This window comes from Legionella spiritensis (genome assembly GCF_900186965.1).
In the GTDB taxonomy this organism is placed as follows: domain Bacteria; phylum Pseudomonadota; class Gammaproteobacteria; order Legionellales; family Legionellaceae; genus Legionella_C; species Legionella_C spiritensis.
Window position 1 is genome coordinate 318,690 of the sequence record NZ_LT906457.1, and the last position, 18,811, is coordinate 337,500.

Below are 18,811 nucleotides of genomic sequence, written 5' to 3' on the forward strand. Positions count from 1 at the left end.
TCCCGCCTTCGCGGGAATGACAGAACCTTGCAAAATGAAATGGAAACAGTACTGGGAAAAATCGCTCAGGAAGTTTTGGTTGCGTATTGCTGGATTAATTTTTCCTGCGCGCTGTAGTTACCGCCGGTTAACGCCTTGTAACTGCCGTTGGCCTGCATTTCCCAGGCATTGCTGTTGTCTTTCAGGTAGTTTTTCAGGATTTCATTCTTGATGCGTTTTTGACAATTTTCATCAAGAATAGGAAACATAATTTCAATACGGCTATAGAGATTGCGCTCCATCAGATCCGCACTGGAACAAAAATAAAGTTCTTCCTCATTCTTGCGGAAATAATAGATCCTATGATGTTCCAGAAAACGACCGACAATCGAGATCACGCGAATATTATCGGAAATCTTTGGAATACCGGGTTTCAGACAGCACAGGCTGCGTACCAGCAGGATAATTTTGACGCCTGCCTGGGACGCTCGATACAAGGCTTTGATCATGGTCTTGTCGGTTAAGCCGTTGACTTTGATCTGTATTTCAGCGTCTTTACCGTCTTTTGCGACGTTGATGCAATCTTCAATCTGCTGCAACAGGTTTTTTTGCAAGGTAAAAGGGGAGTGGCATATGGCTTTCAGTTTTACGGTTTTGCCCAGTCCGGTGAGTTGCTGGAAAATAATCTGGGTGTCCCCCGCTATCGCGGCCTCCGAGGTTAATAAACCGATGTCGGTATAGCGTTTCGCTGTTTGTTCATGGTAGTTTCCTGTGCCCAGATGAACATAGCGTTTCAGTTTTCCGTGGGTTTTACGAACGACCAGTGTCATTTTGGCGTGTGTTTTATAACCCATCACCCCATAGAGTACCAGTACGCCGGCTTCATGAAGGGTGTTGGCCAGCTTGAGGTTGGATTCTTCATCAAAACGGGCACGTAGTTCGACGACCGCGGTCACTTCCTTGCCGGAGCGGGCCGCTTCAATCAGGGCCTGTACCATCATTGAATCCGAGCGGGTACGGTACAACGTTTGCTTGATGGCAAGCACATTGGGATCGGCGGCTGCTTGCCGTACGAAATCAACCACCACATCAAAGCTCTGGTAAGGATGGTGCAGCAGGATATCGCGTTCATCAAGGACGTTAAACAGATTGCGTTTTTGCTGTCCCAGAAAGGGGTACTGAACGACAAGAGGCGGATAGTTTAAATCCGGCCTGTCAATGTTGTTGACTACATTATAATAACGTTGCAGATTAACCGGCCCCGCACAATAATAACTGTCCTCATGATGAAGATGGTGTTTCTGGAGAAGAAAACCCACGATAGGAGCCGGACATTGCTTGTCTATTTCAAGACGGACTACATGCCCGTAATGTCGGGAAAATAATTCCCTTTGCATGGCGACGGCCAAATCGTCAATTTCTTCTTCGCGTAAAAACAGATCGCTGTTGCGTGTCAGGCGAAAGGGATAGCAACCGTTAATTTCCATGCCAGGAAACAGGCGGTGAATGTGGGTCTGTATTATGGAGGACAGGTGGACAAAATAGATTTTCCCGTCGGTACATAATTCGGAAGGCAAGTGAATCATCCTCGGCAGGGAGCGTGGTGCGTGTACGACGGCGTAATCGATGCTGCGATCAAACGCGTCCCGGCCTTGCAAGGCGATGATAAAATTTAAGCTTTTGTTAAAAAGACGGGGGAAAGGATGGGCTAAATCCAGGGCGATGGGGCTTAATATGGGTAATATTTCGTTTTTAAAATAGTGTTTGGCCCATAATTGTATATCGTCATTCCATTCGCTGGTGTTGAGGAAATAAATATTTTCCTTGCGCATGGCCGGCAGGAGCTGTTTGTTATAAACCTCGTACAATTCATCGCTAAGCAAATGCGCTTTCTTGCTGAGATGCGACAGGATTTCTTCCGCGCTTAAGCCATCAATATTTACCTGATGGGTGGATAAGGCAATTTTTTCTTTCAGGCCCGCGACCCTTATTTCAAAGAATTCGTCGAGATTGCCGGAACATATGCACAGAAAGCGCATGCGTTCCAATAGTGGGATCCGCTCATTTTTCGCCAGCAGGAATACCCGTTCGTTGAACGCAAGGGCCGAGAATTCCCGGTTAATATAATATTCCGGATTGTCCAGAGCATCACTCACGACGGCTCTCCCTCTTAGGTATTTATTACATTCTGTTTCATTTTACACAAGCAATAGTCTTGCCAGGCACACAGATTCTGTGAACAAAATTTTTTTCGCACCATTTTTTGCGAAAAAGTAGTAGCCCGTAAGGAGGCCTGCGGCCGTATTGCGGGTTTGATGTGCCAATTAGGAACGTTATCCCGCATTACGGCTGCGCCTTCATGGCGGGCTACAAGACATTATTATTTGGTGCGCAACAATAGTTGCCTTGTTTTTGATCGAAGAAAAATTGGTTCACAGAGTCTATCGTACCAGAAAAAAACAGATACCGATAAACCCGATAAACCCCCAAAACGGTGATAATTGCAGATAGACCAGCGCCAGAAAAAATAACAGGGAAGCGACGATCATCGGCAACGACACATAGACCCCGACAACGCCCTGCCCGATGGAAAACGTGGCGGCAGCCAGCAACGCTAGCGCGCCATATTGAACCGAGACCATAATTTTGTGAGTTACCGGACCATGGTGGGTGATAAGAAGCCGATAACCGACCAGAGCCAGTAATAATCCCGGTAAGTTGATGCAGGCAACGGCGAGTAGCAGCCCCGAAATCCCCGCGGCCTTATAGCCGATGAGTGCGGAGAGTTTCACAGCGGTTAAACCCGGGAACAGAAATGTGGAACTGACCATATTAATGAATTCCTCGGGCGCCACCCAATGACGATAGGTAACCGCTTCGTATTCGATTAATTTCAGCATGGAATTACCACCGCCCAGGGAAATCAAACCGATTTTCCCGAAACTGCACATGATGGCGAACAGTGTTTTAATCATGAATAATCTCTTGCTTTAAAAATGGCACATAACCACAGGGTGTTTGTTTGGGAAAAAGATGATTGCTGATTTGCGTGACCAGCGATGCGCAGCGGCCTTCGACGCAGGCGCTGAAAAAAGTGCCGAGATCCGTGTCAAGGCGCGATAATTCCATTTTTATTGTCGGTTTGCTGTCAAATCGATAGATGAGCGCTTCTTTCTCCACGGTGACGGGTCTTGAGTTCTGTTCCAGCAAGGTGAGCAGCTGACCGGCGGATATGTTTGACGCGGCAGGTATTGGCGTGTCGGGGGACAACAGACGCACATTTATTTTTTTACCGAATCCTTGCAGCGATTCGCTCTCTTGCAGGAGGGGTTTATAAAGCCATTCCCCGCGTCTTTGCTTCAGATTAAAATCATAATCGGCGAGCAGGTAATAGGTATCGCTACGATGTTTGCTTTCATAATGGGAAAGATTCAGGTATGTCTCATCCAATCCATGCACGGTAATGATGGCGTCTTCTGGCCAGAAAAAACGTGATTCCCACCGCAGTGACTCCTTGTCGGCATGAGGTAGTGACGGGAATGGGATTTTGCTGCCCGTATCAATTTCAAAATTCCATACCAGACGTGTGCTCATACTAAAACCCTTGTGAAACAAACTATTACGCTAGTCTATTCATGGATGGATGGCAATAGGAGCGGCGACTGTCTAATCTTTCCCATGATTTTTTGTATTTAATACGGGCAAAGTGGTTTTTAATTTTTCTTTCATCATATTCTCTTAATAATTGGTCTTTATACTGGTTATATTTAATTGAACCCTGGGTATGTCCGGCATACCGGTTATGAGAGTTGTGATGTTAATAGCCGATAGCAAAAAAAGCCTTAGTCAGTTTATTCTGGATTTATGTGGTTTCACTCTGGATAACGCTCAAGTTTCTTCCGAAACCTATGCGTTTCATCTGCATATTGCCTTCAGACGACAAACGATTCTGCAGGCTGATAAATGGGATGAATTGTGCCAGGCCGTCAGCAGCAAGCCTTTGTATTGGGAAGATCCGCTCAGTACATCCTTGCAGAGAGAGTTGAACGATTTTGCCCAGAGTATCGTTGATGAGGTGGTGCGGGCGAAAGCGGATCCCTGGGCTATCAAACTGCTCAAAACCGGCTATTTGAGCAATCTGGATAAAGCGCGGAAAAACAGTGAGCTGGCTATCAAGAAGCTGATGAATACGCCGATTGATCAATCCATCTACAGAGGTCCAATTGAGGACCCCTCTCTGGAAAAATACGTTGAGGCCCTTAAAGCGCATATCACCTATCTGGATTCATTACTGGCCCTGCCCTTTGTTCTGGAAAAATTCTGCATCCGGATGGCTGAAAACAAGGGTGTTAATTATTTGCCTAAAAAAAGCACGGAGATGCTCACCGCCATTCTGGACACCATGGATCAGGCGATCGGTGCAGAGGGGGTTGCCTCAGGTATTTCGATTGAGGCGTTAAAAATTGCCGTTCAAATCACCATGCCGGAATTACCGATAGACGGTGAATTAATAGACACTATTTCCAGGGAATTATTACCGTTTCTGAATCAGGTTATTGAAAATAATCAATTACTGGAACGCTGCAAGAAAAACATATTCCCTGCAAAAAATCCTGAGATGAGCCGTGCCCGTCAGGAGTTGCTGGCATCGATGGGCGTGCATTTCGATTCCCTGCAATCCATCGTGGAAAATACCTTGCTGCAACCGATTCAGGAATGTGCCAACCTGGCTGCCGGAGTGGAGGGTTTGGCTTATGAAACCATCGATGTGATTCGGAAAGACAATATTGTCGATCGCATGGAAGGCATCGGAAAAATGTTTTCCAACCTTGAGCAGATAGTCGGCGTTTCAGAGTCGCTTGACAGCGATTTGCTGCCGCCCTGGTTGCTGGAAGCACGAAAATATTACGAACAACTGCGCAAAGTCAATGGCGTAGTGGAAAAAACGGCTGCCGCCGTCAACCAGGGATTCGGGATATTTTACAATGGCGTGGCTTATTTTATTCCCGAATCCGTCCGGCAGTATTTTAATGAACCGGATTCCTACCGAAAAGTATTGTCTACTATTGCACGCGGAAAATCTGAAGTTCGTGTTGAATCGATTTTGGCGTACCTGTCCTTTTTTGAACTCGCTAAAGCCGGTGGTATTTATGATCCCCTCGATTCGTTCGACGCTTTACGGGAACGTTTTTTTTATGCGTACATGGGGGAGTTGCAAAAAACCACCGAAGGACTTTCTGTCGATTATAAAAAGTATAAAAAACTGGAAGAATTTTTTGCTGACATAAAACTGGAAAAGCCATTGGCCGAAAGGATCGAGGCTTTCGCCACCTCGGCGTTCGATTCGGAAGATGCGTTGCCAAAATCCTTGCGTGGGGCGGTGGCGCCTGCACAATTTGACATGCTGGTCATGATTCATCGTTTAAAGGATTTGGAAGCCGCGTTTGATGATGACACAGAGATAGATATTGCCAGGCAGGAACTTGCTTTGAAAGAGTTAACCGCGGCATTGGCGATGGTTAAAGAAGTCGGCAATGAAAGCATCACGGCCTTTGGCAACGAATTTTTACAGCCGGCGGCGGAAAGGGTTTTGCTGCGGTTTATGCAAAGGCAATTTATACCGCTTCTGGAGCAGGTCATTGATCGCCCTGAACCGAAAATCAGAGTTAATAAAGCCTATGTTAAAAATCTGTCTGATATTTACTCAAAATTAAAGTCAGGAGTTTTATTATCATCCAAAGAGTTTCGCCAGCTCAAAGACTGCTTTGGGGACAGTGACGAATTTGTGGCCATCAAACCTCCCTTTGACGTGGCAAAATCCTTGAAAACCGCTTTGAATGGTTTTTCATCCGGCAAGGCAAAAGCACCCGCATGGGAAATTTGCGAAACGCCTCATCAGAAACTAATCGCAACCATCAAACATTCGTTACACACCGTAAAACCGGTGCTTGAACAAATCAGTAGCGGTTTGGAACGACAGTTGGATGCCTGTAAATTGTTGCAGGAGTTGAGTGAAGAGGGATCTGATTTATCTCGCTTGTGTGCTAACAAGATTAAATACATTGAAGTTCTTAAAGCCAAGCTTGATGAACTGAGCTTTAGTATTGAAAATTATCCGGATCAGTTCGCTCAAGGTATAGAGAGCCTGCTCAATGGCGAAGACCTGGAGAAGGCCAGGAAAAATCTGACTGACATGTCTATGTTGTCCTTGCCCGGCAAGCTCGTTCGCTTCGCCTGGCATGTCTGGCCGTCGGAAAGCGACAATTTTGATAGCCATTTTCTGGATAATTTGCTGACTTATTATTTAAAAGACACGGATTTGGGTGTCATTTATGAAGCGCAGCAACAATTTGTTAACGATTTGAATGATCATCCTGTCCCGGAATTAATGCCGGTGTTAAGTGATCCGTTGGCGCTTGCCAATATCATGCCCCGTCAGGAAGAAATCATGGATGAGCTTGTTAACCAGCTCATCGGCCTTGGAACCGGCGGCGAATCCCTGTGGGACTGGAGCCAGAATTTTGTCAACAAAGCCGCTTTGGACCTTATTGGCAATATTGATAAAAATACGGTCGTCAAACTGTTTCCTTACCCTTTTCTGGGAGAAATAGCTTTTCAGGTTTTTCAGAGTGGGCCGTCGAAGGCTTTGCTTGCAGGAGCTTTGGAGTCTCTTCAAAAGAAATACGGCGGCATCGTAGCCGATAAAGCCGAAGAGGTCGTGGAAGCGGCGAGAAACCGTCTCTACCCGCTTCTGGGCATCGAAATTCAAAAATCAGTTGAAGCCGGGGCCTACGAATACGCCATGGCTGAAAACCGGGGTGACGTTGCGCCTGAAAAACGTGATGCCTTTGCCATGTATTATTTGCAGTATCGGGCCATCAAACAACGAAATCCTGAGATGAAGACTGATGAATGCCTGCGCTTCCTGTTTAAGGCATTGCTCGACCATCCTGAGGAAGAAGGCGGTTCCGAGAGCAAAATCGATGATTTGGTGAGGGCTTTTGAGGACTTTGACAAGGAACTGTTTAAAAAGGAACACAAGGCGGATCAACTGGAAGAGACAAACAATCAATTGCAATTTCTGATAAGCAATCTGGATTTCAGTGATCCGGGCAATGACATGGTGATCCGTATGGCGCTTATCAATCGTTTTCTTCTTATGGCGTTTGACGCTTCCGAAAAGCTGGGAACGGGGATGCGAGATGAATTGCAGCAGCAGGGACTGGAATTGTTAAGCCGGGTTCTTCAGCAAATGGAAATGACCAAACCCGAGGATAAGGAAGATGAAACCGTTTCCATTCATGATGCCGGTCTGGATGAAAGCTTTATCGTTCTTCATCCTAAATCAACGACCCCCGCAACGTTGATGCGCAATCTGAAACCGGCGCACGAAACGGCATCCAGGCTTTATTTGCAACGGTTGCAGGAGGTGTTAGGCAGCACTCAAACCAGGATTGGGCAAGCGTTCTCTGAACGTGAGCGCCGGTTAGAAGATAATGAGCAAGAGCGGCAATTAGGGCGTACCGTCGCTGCGGTGGAGTACGACAAATCAAAAAACAATTACCCGCGCCTGATTTATAAAATTGGCGCCATGCTCTATGAGGGAATCAGCCTGGTGGCTTTCTGGGCGTCAGTGATTGCCCCATTGTTAGCGGGCGGCGGTGTGACGCAAGCGCTGTTTACCGCACTTGGCATCGCCGGTGCGGTAGGCAGTGCGGCGAGCGTTTACGGGCTGGTCGCGCTGGCGGTCGTTGCAGCAATCCGTTTCACCGTGAAGCTTGGCTTTGAAATCTGGTATCACCGTAAGGAATTCAATGACATTGCCAATAATCGTGATTATTCCGTGCCCAAAAAAATCGGTCTGATAACGCTGGTGACCTTAAAATGTATAGGGTTGGCAGCCTTAAAAACTGTGTTTACCGATTATCTGGTGGCTAAAGCGACCACCCTGCTGGCCCTGGTGCCTCTCAAACGTATTCGCGAGGCAATCAAGGTTTATCCTTCCGAGGAGGCGATCACGACAGAAAAAGCGGTGCTGGACACATTAAAAACCCGTTTGCAGACCATGAAAAGGTTGGTGGATGAACAATTGAATCATCCGGAGGCAATGCTACCCGAAGATCTGGAACAAGCTTATGCGGAATTGGAAGAAGCCATGGATGACGCTCGCGACGAGCTGGATAGACAGTTGTCTTTCAATGACGTGCGTAATACCGAGGCCTACAGGAATACACGGAACGATTATAAAGCGGCCTATGAGCATATTAAAAACCTGTATCAATCGCTCAAGACGATCAATGAAATCGGGCAGAGTATCCATGAGGATGAACCTGCGCCGGAACGGATTGGGAACCGCGTGGACAAAGGCAAGGGCAAGTTACCGATAGAGGTGCTGCCGGAACAACCTTCCCTCGATGCGAACGGGCGGGTCGACATGGCGGCCTATTATGCCAAAACGCATCCTTCTGTGGCTGCAGAGTCATCCAAGGGGTACGGTACTTATCTGGTCAGTGGTTTCTTCAGGCTGGTGGCTGGCGCAGGCTGCCTGTTCGGGCGTTCATCGCCTGAAGAGGGATCGGCCAAAATGGATATTATGTCGCAATCGGTCGGTAAATCCATTGACCTCATGTCGTCCAGTTTTATCTTGATGGAACGGGAGAGTACTATACCGGTTTCCGACGAGCATGAACGATTGATGGACAGCATGGTGGATTTTGATGAGGCCATCAAATCATTCGTCATGATACCTGGACCTCATGAGTATTCAGGCAGCCTGGCAAGCTCAAGAAACGGCTTCTTTTCCAGACCCGAGAATATTATTCAGTCGAAGCAACCGGTCGTTGAGGCAAGCGATGAGTTGAAAAGGACGAACCCGTCGCAAGAAAACTCATTGTTTTGATGCGTTTTCTCTCTCGCAATATACCTCGTTAACGGTATATACTAGGCTCTGTGAACCAAATTTTCTTCGCACCATTTTTTTGCGGAAAAGCCGTAGCCCGTAAGGAGGCCTGTGGCCTATTGCGGGTTTGATGTGCCAATTAGGAAGGTTATCCCGCATTACGGCTGCGCCTTCATGACGGGCTACAGGAAATTATTATTTGCTGTGCAACAATAGTTGCCTTGTTTTCGATCGGAAAAAAATTGGTTCACGGAGCCTAGGTTCCATGAACCAAATTTTTCGCAAGGCGAAAATGTGGATAATTGAGTGCCATTATGTCTTTGAATGAGGCGAATAGCTGGCTCTATTTAACGAATTCAAAGACATAATGGTGCCAATTAGCCCCATTTGCAGCTGTGAAAATTTTGGTTCACGGAGCCTAAGCTCTATACAACAATTATCTCGCTGTTTTACGCAATACAAAGGAAGAGATTACCATGCTCACATTGTTATTCATTATTTATCTCGCGTTTACTCTTGTGGTGCTCTACCGCGCTATGGAACCTGTCGTATGGGAAATCGGCAGCGTGGTCTATCTTCTGCTGGCTACCGGCTTGCTGGGCATGCACTGGCTGCCTACCTTAAGCATCGCACTGGTTCTGATTGCCATTGATGTGGTTATCCGCGTGGAACAGGTACGTGCCGCCATCAGTAATTTTGCATACGTGCGTGCGGAAAAATCCATTCCCAAACTGACCAAAACCGAAGAGGAAGCGTTAAACGCCGGCGATACATGGATTGAGCAGGATATTTTTACCGGTTCTCCCGATTGGGAGAAGCTCCATGCTATTTCTACGGAACTGACGGAAGAAGAGCAGCGATTCCTCGATAATGAAACCGAGGTGTTGTGCGGCATGCTGGACGAGTGGTCTGTCATGCAGGAAGGGGATTTGCCAGAGAACGTATGGACTTTTTTAAAGGAAAAGGGTTTTTTGGGTCTGGTTATCAGCAAGGAGTTTGGCGGTAAGGGATTTTCGGCGCGTGCGCATTCTGATGTCGTCATGAAAATTGCCAGCCGTTCCGGAGTAGCTGCTGTCACCGTGATGGTACCTAACTCGCTGGGGCCCGGTGAATTGCTGCATTATTATGGTACCGACGAGCAAAAGAAACAGTATCTGCCCAATCTGGCCAAGGGCATTGATATCCCCTGCTTTGCCTTAACCGAGCCGGGCGCGGGCAGTGACGCCACGTCTATCCAGTCTGAAGCCACCGTTATTAAAAAGAAAGTAGATGGTAAAACAACGCTGTGTCTGCGTATTAATAACCTGAACAAACGCTGGATTACCTTAGCCCCGGTTGCCACCCTGATTGGTCTTGCGGTTACCCTGAAAGATCCGGATGGCCTGTTGAAAGGAGAAGGCGAGGAAGGAATCACCTGTTTATTGATTCCCAGAGATACGGAAAATCTTGAAATCGGCAACCGCCATTTGCCGGCGGAGCAACCGTTTATGAATGGAACGTTGCGCGGGGACAATATCGTAGTGCCCATTTCCACCATCATCGGCGGCCAGAAAAATGCCGGTCGCGGCTGGCATATGCTGGTGGAATGTTTATCCATAGGCCGTTCCATTTCTTTACCGGCTTTGGGCGCGGCGTCTTCCACCATCGCTTATTTAACCACTGGAGCCTTTGCGCGCATACGTCGCCAGTTTAATGTGGAGATCGGGCAATTTGAGGGGGTACAGGAAAAGCTTGCTGAAATCGCCGGGTTAAACTATCTGATTAATTCAACCCGCCTGTTGACGGTTGCTGCCGTTAATCAACACAAAAAGCCGTCCGTCGCTTCGGCAATCACCAAATATTTTAACACCGAACTGGCGAGAAAAACGGTCAATGCCGCGATGGATGTTCATGCCGGGCGGGCGGTTGTTGTCGGTCCGCGTAACTACCTCACCTCTTTTTATCTGGGGGTGCCGGTATCTATTACCGTGGAAGGCGCCAACATCATGTCCCGTAATCTCTTGATTTTCGGTCAGGGCTCCATGGCTTGCCATCCTTTCGTGCGTGAGGAGTTTTACGCCATTTCCCGGAAAGACAAGGCCGCGTTTCATACCCTGCTCTGGCAGCATATTCATTATTTTATGCGTAATTTTGCCAAAACGATCTGTTCCGGATGGACTGGCGGCCTTTTTATCAAGGCTCCGGATAATGATTTGAAAAGAGAATACAAACGTCTGGCGCGTTTGAGTCATGCTTACGCCTGGATGGCTGATTTGTCCCTGATAGTTCTTGGCGGTGATTTAAAACGCAAGGAGCGGCTATCGGCGCGTCTGGCCGACGGCATGTCGTACCTTTATATGGCCATGGGGGCGTTGCGTAATTACGAGGAACACGGCAAAAATACGGATGAGAAAGTACATGCCCAGTGGGCGGTGCGTTATTGTTTTTATCATGCGCAACAAGCTTTGCTGGCGTTGTGCGCTAATTTTCCACAACGATTTCTGGGGGTTTGCATGCGCCTGCTGGCCTTCCCTCTGGGACAGACCATGCGCTACCCTTGCGATAAACTTGATCATCGACTGGCGAAAATCATGATGGGGAATAACCATTATCGTAACGCTGTTAAAAAGCGCGTTTACCTGTCCGGCGATCGTCGTCAACCCGTTGATAAAATGGAAAATACCTTGCAAATGTTGATTGAAAAAGGCGATCTCTACAAAAAAATCATTGATCTCAAACGATATAAGTTTCAAGCACTTACTGGAAAATTGGCTGAGAAAGTCAGTAACGGGCAATTGTCGCAGCAGGACATGGATGATTTGGTGGCCATCGAGCATGCTTGCTGGGATGCCATGCAGGTGGATGAATTTACCTTTGAATCCATGCGTAATAAAAAATATGCTTCCGTGGCCGACAAACTGCCCAATCCATTTGATTAGGATCCTGGTTGCCTGAGTAAAACCGGCACCAGGTTACCTTTGTTAATGTTAAGGAAAGCTTGACCGTATATACTTTATTTATATACCAGACGAGGTTTGTAAAATGGCAAAGGCAACAATCTATCTACCGACTAAGGAAGATCTGAGGAAACTTTTCGAACTTGCGAAAAAAACTCCGGAAGTAGCCACCTATTCTCGCGAGCAATTTGAAAATATATTAAAAAAAGCCGGTAAGGGAATTTACGAATCATCCGCGGCTGTTCGCAAGACGGTCCGTGAGTTTGAACAAAACGTTTATTTTCAAATGACGCCGATTGGAGATACCTGGGCCGGCGAAGCACCGGCTGGCAGTGATTTCAGGAACATGCAGGGTAATATTTCCAAAAATGCCCTGACGTCACTGAAAGAGCAGGTTAAAGGCGCGCTCAAAATGGATTTTGCCATTAGTGATATCGCCCAACTGGTTCGAGGCTATAGTGTGGATGGGAAATCACTGGATCCCGAGGAGAATTCGGAAGCGATTGCCTATATGGACAAAATTTTCAACGCCTGGCTTGCGGATAAGGGGTACCTCAGTGAAGGCAGTATCATCTATGAATGCGACAGTAATGGTGAAAAACTGAAAGACAAGGCAGGAAACCCTGTCAAAGCGGATACCAAAAAGGTTTCCCAGCAGATTAATGATCCCAAGGAAGGTTTCCAGAAATTTCTGGAGGGCAAATTGAAAGGCGAGGAAATTACCTTTACCGCTCAGGAGCACAAATTTCCAAAACAAAAGCCTCGGGAAGCGCCCAAAGAGAAAGTGGCGGCATCTACAGCCGCAACAACGGGAACTACCGCCCCGGAGACGAAGAACGAACCGGAAGAACCGTCAGCCGGTACCGGCATGAAAGGGTAATTCGTCCGAACTATTCACCCAGCCCTAGGCTCTGTGAACCAATTTTTTCGCAAAGCAAAAATGTGGATAATTGAGTGCCATTGTGTCTTTGAATGAGGCGAATAGCGGGCTCTATTTAACGAATTCAAAGACACAATGGCGCCAATTAGCCGCATTTGCAGCTGTGAAAATTTTGGTTCACAGAGCCTAGTGCCGCAGTTTGTCCGCGACACAAGGGCGCGATGCTGGTGCAGGCTTTCAAAAGCCGGCCTCTTGCTCTATCGTATACAAAGCCCGAATGTTCACGAAGAGGATGTTCATGACTTGAAACCGTATTCATTAGTCTGATTAAGGCGAGCCATCGATCCAATATCCAGCCAGTGCCCTGCAAACAATTCGCCGCTGACGCTGCCTTCATCCACGAGAGTGCGGAGAGTCGGGGTTACGGAATACCGACCCGGACGACAGCGCGAGAAAGCCTGGGGACGATAACAGGCAATGCCAAGAAACGTGTAACGCCGGTTATTGGTAAGCAGGTTATCATGACCAAAATCAAAATCGCCGCCGGCGTTATGGACAGGATTATTGATTAGTATCAGATGGGCGAGCGATGAGTCCGGAATCGTGAGGGCGCTGAAATCATAATCGGTCAGGATGTCTGCGTTCACCGTCAGGAAAGGTTGATCTCCCAGTAAGGGCAACGCATTATAAATGCCGCCACCGGTTTCCAGCCCACCTGGAGGTTCGGGAGAATAGCAAATATCAATGCCCCACGCTCCTCCGTCTCCCAGATACCTGCGGATCTGATCGCCCAGATAAGCGTGATTGACAATGATGCGCTGAAACCCGCTTTTCGCCAGATTTTTAACATGATATTCAATAAGTGGTATTCCCTGAATGGCGCACATGGCCTTGGGAATGCTGTTTGTCAGTGGTTTTAAGCGTTCTCCGCGACCTGCGGCCAGAATCATGGCGGTTTTCATGGTAATCGGATCCTCGTTTGCATCCATTGATAAAAAGGTTGAAAACCGGGGCGGGATTCCAGGCTGTCCCGAACGTAATGAAGCGTCAGGGGTAAATCCTTTAAATAATCAGGTTTGTTATCACGCAGATACAGGCGTGAAAACACACCTAAAACTTTTAAATGGCGCTGTAATCCGCATAGTTCAAAGGCACTGGTAAACAAAGGCAGGGGCATTTGGTTTGCCTGCGGTGCCTGTTCGTAAAAGTCGGTGATCCAGCGGCTGATCCGTTCGCGCGGCCATTGTATATAGCAATCCTTCAGCAAGGATACCAAATCATAGGTGACTGGACCTAGCATGGCATCCTGAAAATCGATAATGCCCGGAGAACGCTCGTTTTCCAGTATCATGATATTTCGTGAATGATAGTCACGATGGATAAAAACTTGCGGTTGCCGGGCAATGTCCTGGCTTATCGTTTGAAACGTTTGGGTGATCAGTGCCTCTTCCTGCTGATCCAGAGTTAATTGCAGATAACCTTTCACAAACCATGTTCTGAATAATTCCATTTCAGCCATCATGAATGGTTGATCAAAAACAGGCAGCGTGTTGTGGTCGTCGCTTGTCGGGCAGGCTTGCAGCAGGGTCAGAGTATCCATGGCTTTACCATACAAGGCATCGGCGGTATCGGAGTTTAGACAGCTCAGCAAAAGTGTGTCGCCAAAATCCTCCTGCAATGCGAATCCCGCCTGATTGTCATACGCGTAAATTTCAGGGGTATGTACACCGGCTTGACGCAGCAGGTCGGCAATATAAACAAAAGGGCGCAAAGGTTCCTTGTCCGGCGGCGCGTCCATAACAATCCGGCTGACTCCGGAATAACGCAGGCGTAGATAGCGTCTGAAGCTGGCGTCGCCGGTTAACGGTGTCAATGAAAAATGGTCAACATGGAGGTTTTCCTTAAGCCATTTGTTCAGTGCGTTTTGTCGATTTTGCATGTTATACTCCCGAGCTTGACTACGTAACATGCCTGTTTAGGGCTGTTGGTATTTGCTTTCATTACCGTAATTCGGCATCATTTTCGTTGCGAAAAAGCAAATGTCAACAGACGGTTGGCCAAACCAGGCTAATGATTTGAATTCCGTGCACGTTGTGCTCCAGGATCATAAGGTATTTTGGTGACGGTGAACATCAGGGTTTGTCGACAATTCGTTTTACGGCTGCCAATGCGGTTGAAGGGCGTTATTTTGAGATTGAATTCGGTCATTAAACGGCAATGGCTCCCGGCTATTGGTATTGTTGCCGTTTGTTTTTCCACCATGCTGTACCACCAATCCTTGCGCGCAGGTGCTACGGTCATCGAACCGGTGCAAGCCTGCGTTATTCCTCGCAATATCGATCTGGATGACGATCGTCGCGCTAAAATTGCCCAATGTTTAGGCTGGCAGCCCAATCCGGATCAGTCGTTATGTCTGGGCACATATCAACCGCTGGATGTTGCACCGCTCAGCGATGAGGATGAGGTGAATATCCTGGCTGATGACGTGTCATTATACCAGCAGGGACGCTCCAGACTGGCCGGCAATGTGGAGGTGCGTCAGACCGGGCGGGTGGTGAATGCCCAGACCGCTTATGTCTATCGTGACGCCCAATCCAATAAGGTGACCAAAATTGAACTGTTGGGGGAAGTGACATATCTGGAGCCCGGACGGCTCATGATAGCCAGAAAAGCCAGTATTAATCCGCAGGATCGCTCGGGACATGTGGAAGATGTGTTGTATCGGTTTACCTCGCTAAAACCAGGTGCCGTACTGCCTGCCTGGGGGAGAGCCAGCTTGATTGAGCGGTTTGCCAATAAGGATTATTTATTGCAACAAGCCACTTATACCACGTGCGCTCCACAGGATAGAGCCTGGCATATTGAAGCGAAGTCCATCAAACTGGATCAGGCCAGCGCGACGGGAGTTGCTCGTGATGCTAAATTGCTGATCGGAAATGTTCCTGTTTTTTATACGCCGTACTTAAGTTTTCCCACATCCAGGGAGCGTAAATCCGGGTTTTTAATGCCGGTGGTTGGATCATCGAACGTGGGAGGGGTAGATTTTTCCCTGCCATATTACTGGAATATTGCCCCTAATTATGACGCGACTCTGATACCGCATGTCTACACTCGTCGTGGTTTGATGATGGGAGGGCAGTTCCGCTTTCTAACCGAGCAGTCGGCCGGTGTTATAAGCGGCAATTTTTTGCCTGACGATCGCGCCTATCAGAAATTTCTGAACGATAATAGCCTGGAATTTCCGCAGTTGCAGGGCAATTCAAACAACCGGTGGTCTTTTCAGGTGCAGAACGCGACACAGTTTTATCCTGGTTTGCGGATGAATATTAACGTCCAGCAGGTATCTGATGATTATTATCTGCAGGATTTCAGTACGAACCTAGCGCTTCTCACCGAACGGCAATTGCTGCGTCAGGGTGATATCTCCTATACTACGGATCATTGGTTATTTCGCAGCATGGTGCAAAGTTATCAAACGTTGCAGCCTGTGAATTTATCGCCGATTAGCGATATTTACGAGCGCTTGCCGCAATTATTGGCTATCGGCAGTTATGATGATTTGCCGTTCAACGGTAATTTGACTCTCCATGGCCAATTTGATTATTTCAATTGGCCAAACCATGTTCTTCTTCAACCCCAGGGGCCCCGATATTATTTCAATCCCGTCTTGTCGTTACCACAGAATAAACCCTGGGGTTACATAACACCGTCGGTCGAGCTGGTGCAAAATTATTATGATGTCCGAAGTGCGGGGCGCAATATTGCCGGCACAACGATGCTTACCGGAAGTTATTATAATGCGCTTGACATGGGCAGCATAGCCAATGAACATTTCAGCCGAACCATTCCAAGAGTCAGTTTGGACAGCGGACTATTTTTTGAACGTTATACCCGATTTTTGAATCATGGCTTGATCCAGACACTGGAACCACGACTGTATTATCTGTATGTGCCGTTTAAAAATCAGACAAACATACCGGTTTATGACTCGGCGTATATGATTTTTAATACGGATCAGTTGTTCCGAACCAACCGGTTTTCCGGTTACGATCGTATTGGTGATGCTAATCAACTTGCTTATGCGGTGACCACAAGATGGATTTCTGAGGAAAGCGGTGTGGAAAAAGCGAGCCTGGCGGTGGGTCAGATTCGTTATTTCGCGGACAGAAACGTGTTGCTTTGTCAGAGTGCCTCGGGTTATTGCGTTGAAAACCCGGATACACTGGGCTTTTTATCGCCGCTGGCCAAATCCTCACCCATTGCTTCCCGAGCTGTCTATCGCTTCAATTCGGCCTGGTCGGTGATCGGTGATTATATTTGGGATCCCTACACTCATAGCACCAACAATGCTCATCTGAATTTTCATTATCAGCCCGAAATCAATCATATTATCAGCCTGGGATATAATTATCTGGTCAATGGCGATATCACTCAGGTCGCTTCGAGTAATAATATACAGGATAATTCCCTGAACCAGATAACGCTGGCTTACGCATGGCCTTTTAATGAGCAGTGGAGCAGCTTGGGAGCGTATAGTTACAATGTCAGCAAGCAGTATGAAATGATGTCTTTTCTCGGATTGCAATACGACAGCTGTTGTTGGGCTGTCCGGTTAATGGGAGGACGAACTTTTCGAAGCTTAAACAATCAATTGCGTCCGCAATATAATAACAACGTTTATTTGCAATTTCTTTTGAAAGGATTGGGATCGGTAGGTAACAATGATCCGGCGAGCAGGATACAAACCTATATACCAGGTTATCTCGATGGTTTTCATCACTGACAGACGGTAATTGTGCTAGATTAGGCAAGCCATCAACAGGTTTGTTGGCGTAAGATGGAGTTATTTGGAATCATTTTGATTGTAAATAATGCAGTTGATGACGTACTATGAACAAAGTTGCTTGTATTATGAGTAGAATTAACCCAAAATGCGGGCAAAAAGACAAATTAGAGGAATAGTAGATGCTGAAGCGAATGGTAATGTTGGCTTTATTAATACCGACAATGGTCTTTTCGCAACCGTTGGACAGCGTGGTAGCCTTAGTCAATGATGGTGTTATTACGAAAAGTGAACTGGATTCGCAGGTGGATTTGTTACGCAAGCAAATGATCGCCAAAAAAATGGAGATGCCTCCGGAGAATACACTTCGTAAACAAGTGCTGCAGCATTTAATTGACGTTGATTTGCAATTACAGCTGGCGAAACAGAATAATTTGGCTATCGACAGCACCGAGCTTAATGAGGCTATTGATAAAATTGCCGCAGCCAATCATCTTTCCGTATCGGAACTGCGTCAGGAAATCAGCAAGACCGGCATGGACTGGCAACAGTATCGCGAGAGCCTTCGTAAGGAAATATTAATCAGCCGGCTGCAGCAAAAGGCTGTGGGCAAGGATATCACTATTTCCTCGCAACAGGTCGAGGATTTCCTGAAATCTTCCAAGTACCAGGACAAGGCGCAATATACTTATCAGTTGCAGAATATTGTTATCCCTTTGCCCGAGGAGCCTACTACGGAGCAGTTAAACAAAGCGAAGCAAAAAGCCCGTGAATTACTGGCTAAAATAAAAAAAGGCGAGGATTTCAGCCGTCTGGCCATTGCCGAATCCAGTGGTGAATTTGCTTTGGAAGGCGGTGATCTGGGTATGCGCAACCTCGCGGAATTGCCGGAAATTTTTGCCAGCCAGGTCGTTAAAATGAAAAAAGGCGACGTGGCTGGACCGTTGCGTACCGGAAACGGTTTTCAATTGATCAAGTTGATAGAAATTGGCGGCGCACCGCAAAAACACGAAGTCACTAAAACCCATGTACGGCATATACTGCTCAAGCAAGATGCAAGTATGACGTCTGCCGAGGCTGAAAAACAGGCTTTTAATGTGTATCAGCAATTAAAAGCCGGGAAGGATTTTGCCCGTATGGCGAAACAATATTCTCTGGATGCCGCAAGCGCCATTAAAGGCGGTGATCTGGGTTGGGTAAACTCCGGCGAACTGGTGCCCGAATTTGAGAAGGCTATGGATGAATTGGCCGTCAATAAAATCAGCAAGCCGGTAAAATCGGGTTTCGGCTGGCATATCATCCAGGTTTTGGAACGTAAAAAGGTGGATGATTCC

At 47.2% G+C, this 18,811-nt stretch carries 10 protein-coding genes (1 of these 10 running past the window's edge); 5 read left to right on the forward strand and 5 right to left on the reverse strand.

Annotated features, from left to right (window positions below; translation table 11 throughout):
* Positions 1-65: 65 nt before the first annotated feature.
* From ppk1 to CKW05_RS01520, 3 genes are all read right to left on the reverse strand, one after another.
* On the reverse strand, positions 66-2,135 hold the full coding sequence (gene ppk1 / locus CKW05_RS01510) for a polyphosphate kinase 1 (protein ID WP_058482707.1): 2,070 nt from the start codon (positions 2,133-2,135) through the stop codon (positions 66-68).
* Between the two features lie 285 nt (positions 2,136-2,420).
* Complete coding sequence (locus CKW05_RS01515) at positions 2,421-2,954, reverse strand: chromate transporter (RefSeq protein WP_058482706.1); 534 nt, start codon at positions 2,952-2,954, stop codon at positions 2,421-2,423.
* The gene (locus tag CKW05_RS01520) at positions 2,947-3,573 is read right to left on the reverse strand and encodes a hypothetical protein (RefSeq protein WP_058482705.1); all 627 of its coding nucleotides are present in this window, start codon (positions 3,571-3,573) and stop codon (positions 2,947-2,949) included. The genes CKW05_RS01515 and CKW05_RS01520 overlap by 8 nt, the downstream gene beginning before the upstream one ends.
* Before the next feature lie 208 nt (positions 3,574-3,781).
* Between CKW05_RS01520 and CKW05_RS01525 the strand changes: the two genes are divergently transcribed.
* From CKW05_RS01525 to CKW05_RS01535, 3 genes are all read left to right on the forward strand, one after another.
* On the forward strand, positions 3,782-8,878 hold the full coding sequence (locus tag CKW05_RS01525; protein ID WP_133141204.1) for a hypothetical protein: 5,097 nt from the start codon (positions 3,782-3,784) through the stop codon (positions 8,876-8,878).
* Between the two features lie 476 nt (positions 8,879-9,354).
* Positions 9,355-11,796 carry an acyl-CoA dehydrogenase gene (locus CKW05_RS01530; protein ID WP_058482703.1) on the forward strand — a complete coding sequence of 814 codons (2,442 nt, stop codon included), beginning with the start codon at positions 9,355-9,357 and terminating at the stop codon, positions 11,794-11,796.
* Positions 11,797-11,899: 103 nt separating this feature from the next.
* The gene (locus CKW05_RS01535; RefSeq protein WP_058482702.1) at positions 11,900-12,694 is read left to right on the forward strand and encodes a hypothetical protein; all 795 of its coding nucleotides are present in this window, start codon (positions 11,900-11,902) and stop codon (positions 12,692-12,694) included.
* A gap of 296 nt (positions 12,695-12,990) precedes the next feature.
* Here CKW05_RS01535 and murU read toward each other — a convergent pair whose 3' ends face one another.
* Together murU and CKW05_RS01545 are read right to left on the reverse strand one after the other, a co-directional pair.
* Entirely contained in the window at positions 12,991-13,656 is a 666-nt protein-coding gene (gene murU, locus CKW05_RS01540; RefSeq protein WP_058482716.1) for an N-acetylmuramate alpha-1-phosphate uridylyltransferase MurU, read from the reverse strand.
* Entirely contained in the window at positions 13,653-14,633 is a 981-nt protein-coding gene (locus CKW05_RS01545) for an aminoglycoside phosphotransferase family protein (protein WP_058482701.1), read from the reverse strand. Before CKW05_RS01545 ends, murU begins: the two co-directional genes overlap by 4 nt.
* 321 nt (positions 14,634-14,954) lie before the next feature.
* On the opposite strand from CKW05_RS01545, the gene CKW05_RS01550 reads away from it, so the two are divergent.
* Together CKW05_RS01550 and CKW05_RS01555 are read left to right on the forward strand one after the other, a co-directional pair.
* Complete coding sequence (locus tag CKW05_RS01550) at positions 14,955-17,477, forward strand: LPS-assembly protein LptD (RefSeq protein ID WP_231950732.1); 2,523 nt, start codon at positions 14,955-14,957, stop codon at positions 17,475-17,477.
* 182 nt (positions 17,478-17,659) lie between these two features.
* Positions 17,660-18,811, forward strand: partial view of a peptidylprolyl isomerase gene (locus tag CKW05_RS01555; protein WP_058482699.1) — the 5' portion only. 129 nt of this gene lie beyond the right edge of the window; the window shows 1,152 of its 1,281 coding nt (coding positions 1-1,152); the start codon lies at positions 17,660-17,662; its stop codon lies beyond the right edge, outside the window.

Excerpts from the sequence above, each read along its gene's own strand:
- CKW05_RS01515 (WP_058482706.1), bottom strand. The coding sequence starts at position 2,954 with ATGATTAAAACACTGTTCGCCATCATGTGCAGTTTCGGGAAAATCGGT.
- CKW05_RS01520 (WP_058482705.1), bottom strand. The coding sequence starts at position 3,573 with ATGAGCACACGTCTGGTATGGAATTTTGAAATTGATACGGGCAGCAAA.
- CKW05_RS01525 (WP_133141204.1), top strand. The coding sequence starts at position 3,782 with ATGAGAGTTGTGATGTTAATAGCCGATAGCAAAAAAAGCCTTAGTCAG.
- CKW05_RS01530 (WP_058482703.1), top strand. The coding sequence starts at position 9,355 with ATGCTCACATTGTTATTCATTATTTATCTCGCGTTTACTCTTGTGGTG.
- CKW05_RS01535 (WP_058482702.1), top strand. The coding sequence starts at position 11,900 with ATGGCAAAGGCAACAATCTATCTACCGACTAAGGAAGATCTGAGGAAA.
- murU (WP_058482716.1), bottom strand. The coding sequence starts at position 13,656 with ATGAAAACCGCCATGATTCTGGCCGCAGGTCGCGGAGAACGCTTAAAA.
- CKW05_RS01545 (WP_058482701.1), bottom strand. The coding sequence starts at position 14,633 with ATGCAAAATCGACAAAACGCACTGAACAAATGGCTTAAGGAAAACCTC.
- CKW05_RS01550 (WP_231950732.1), top strand. The coding sequence starts at position 14,955 with ATGCTGTACCACCAATCCTTGCGCGCAGGTGCTACGGTCATCGAACCG.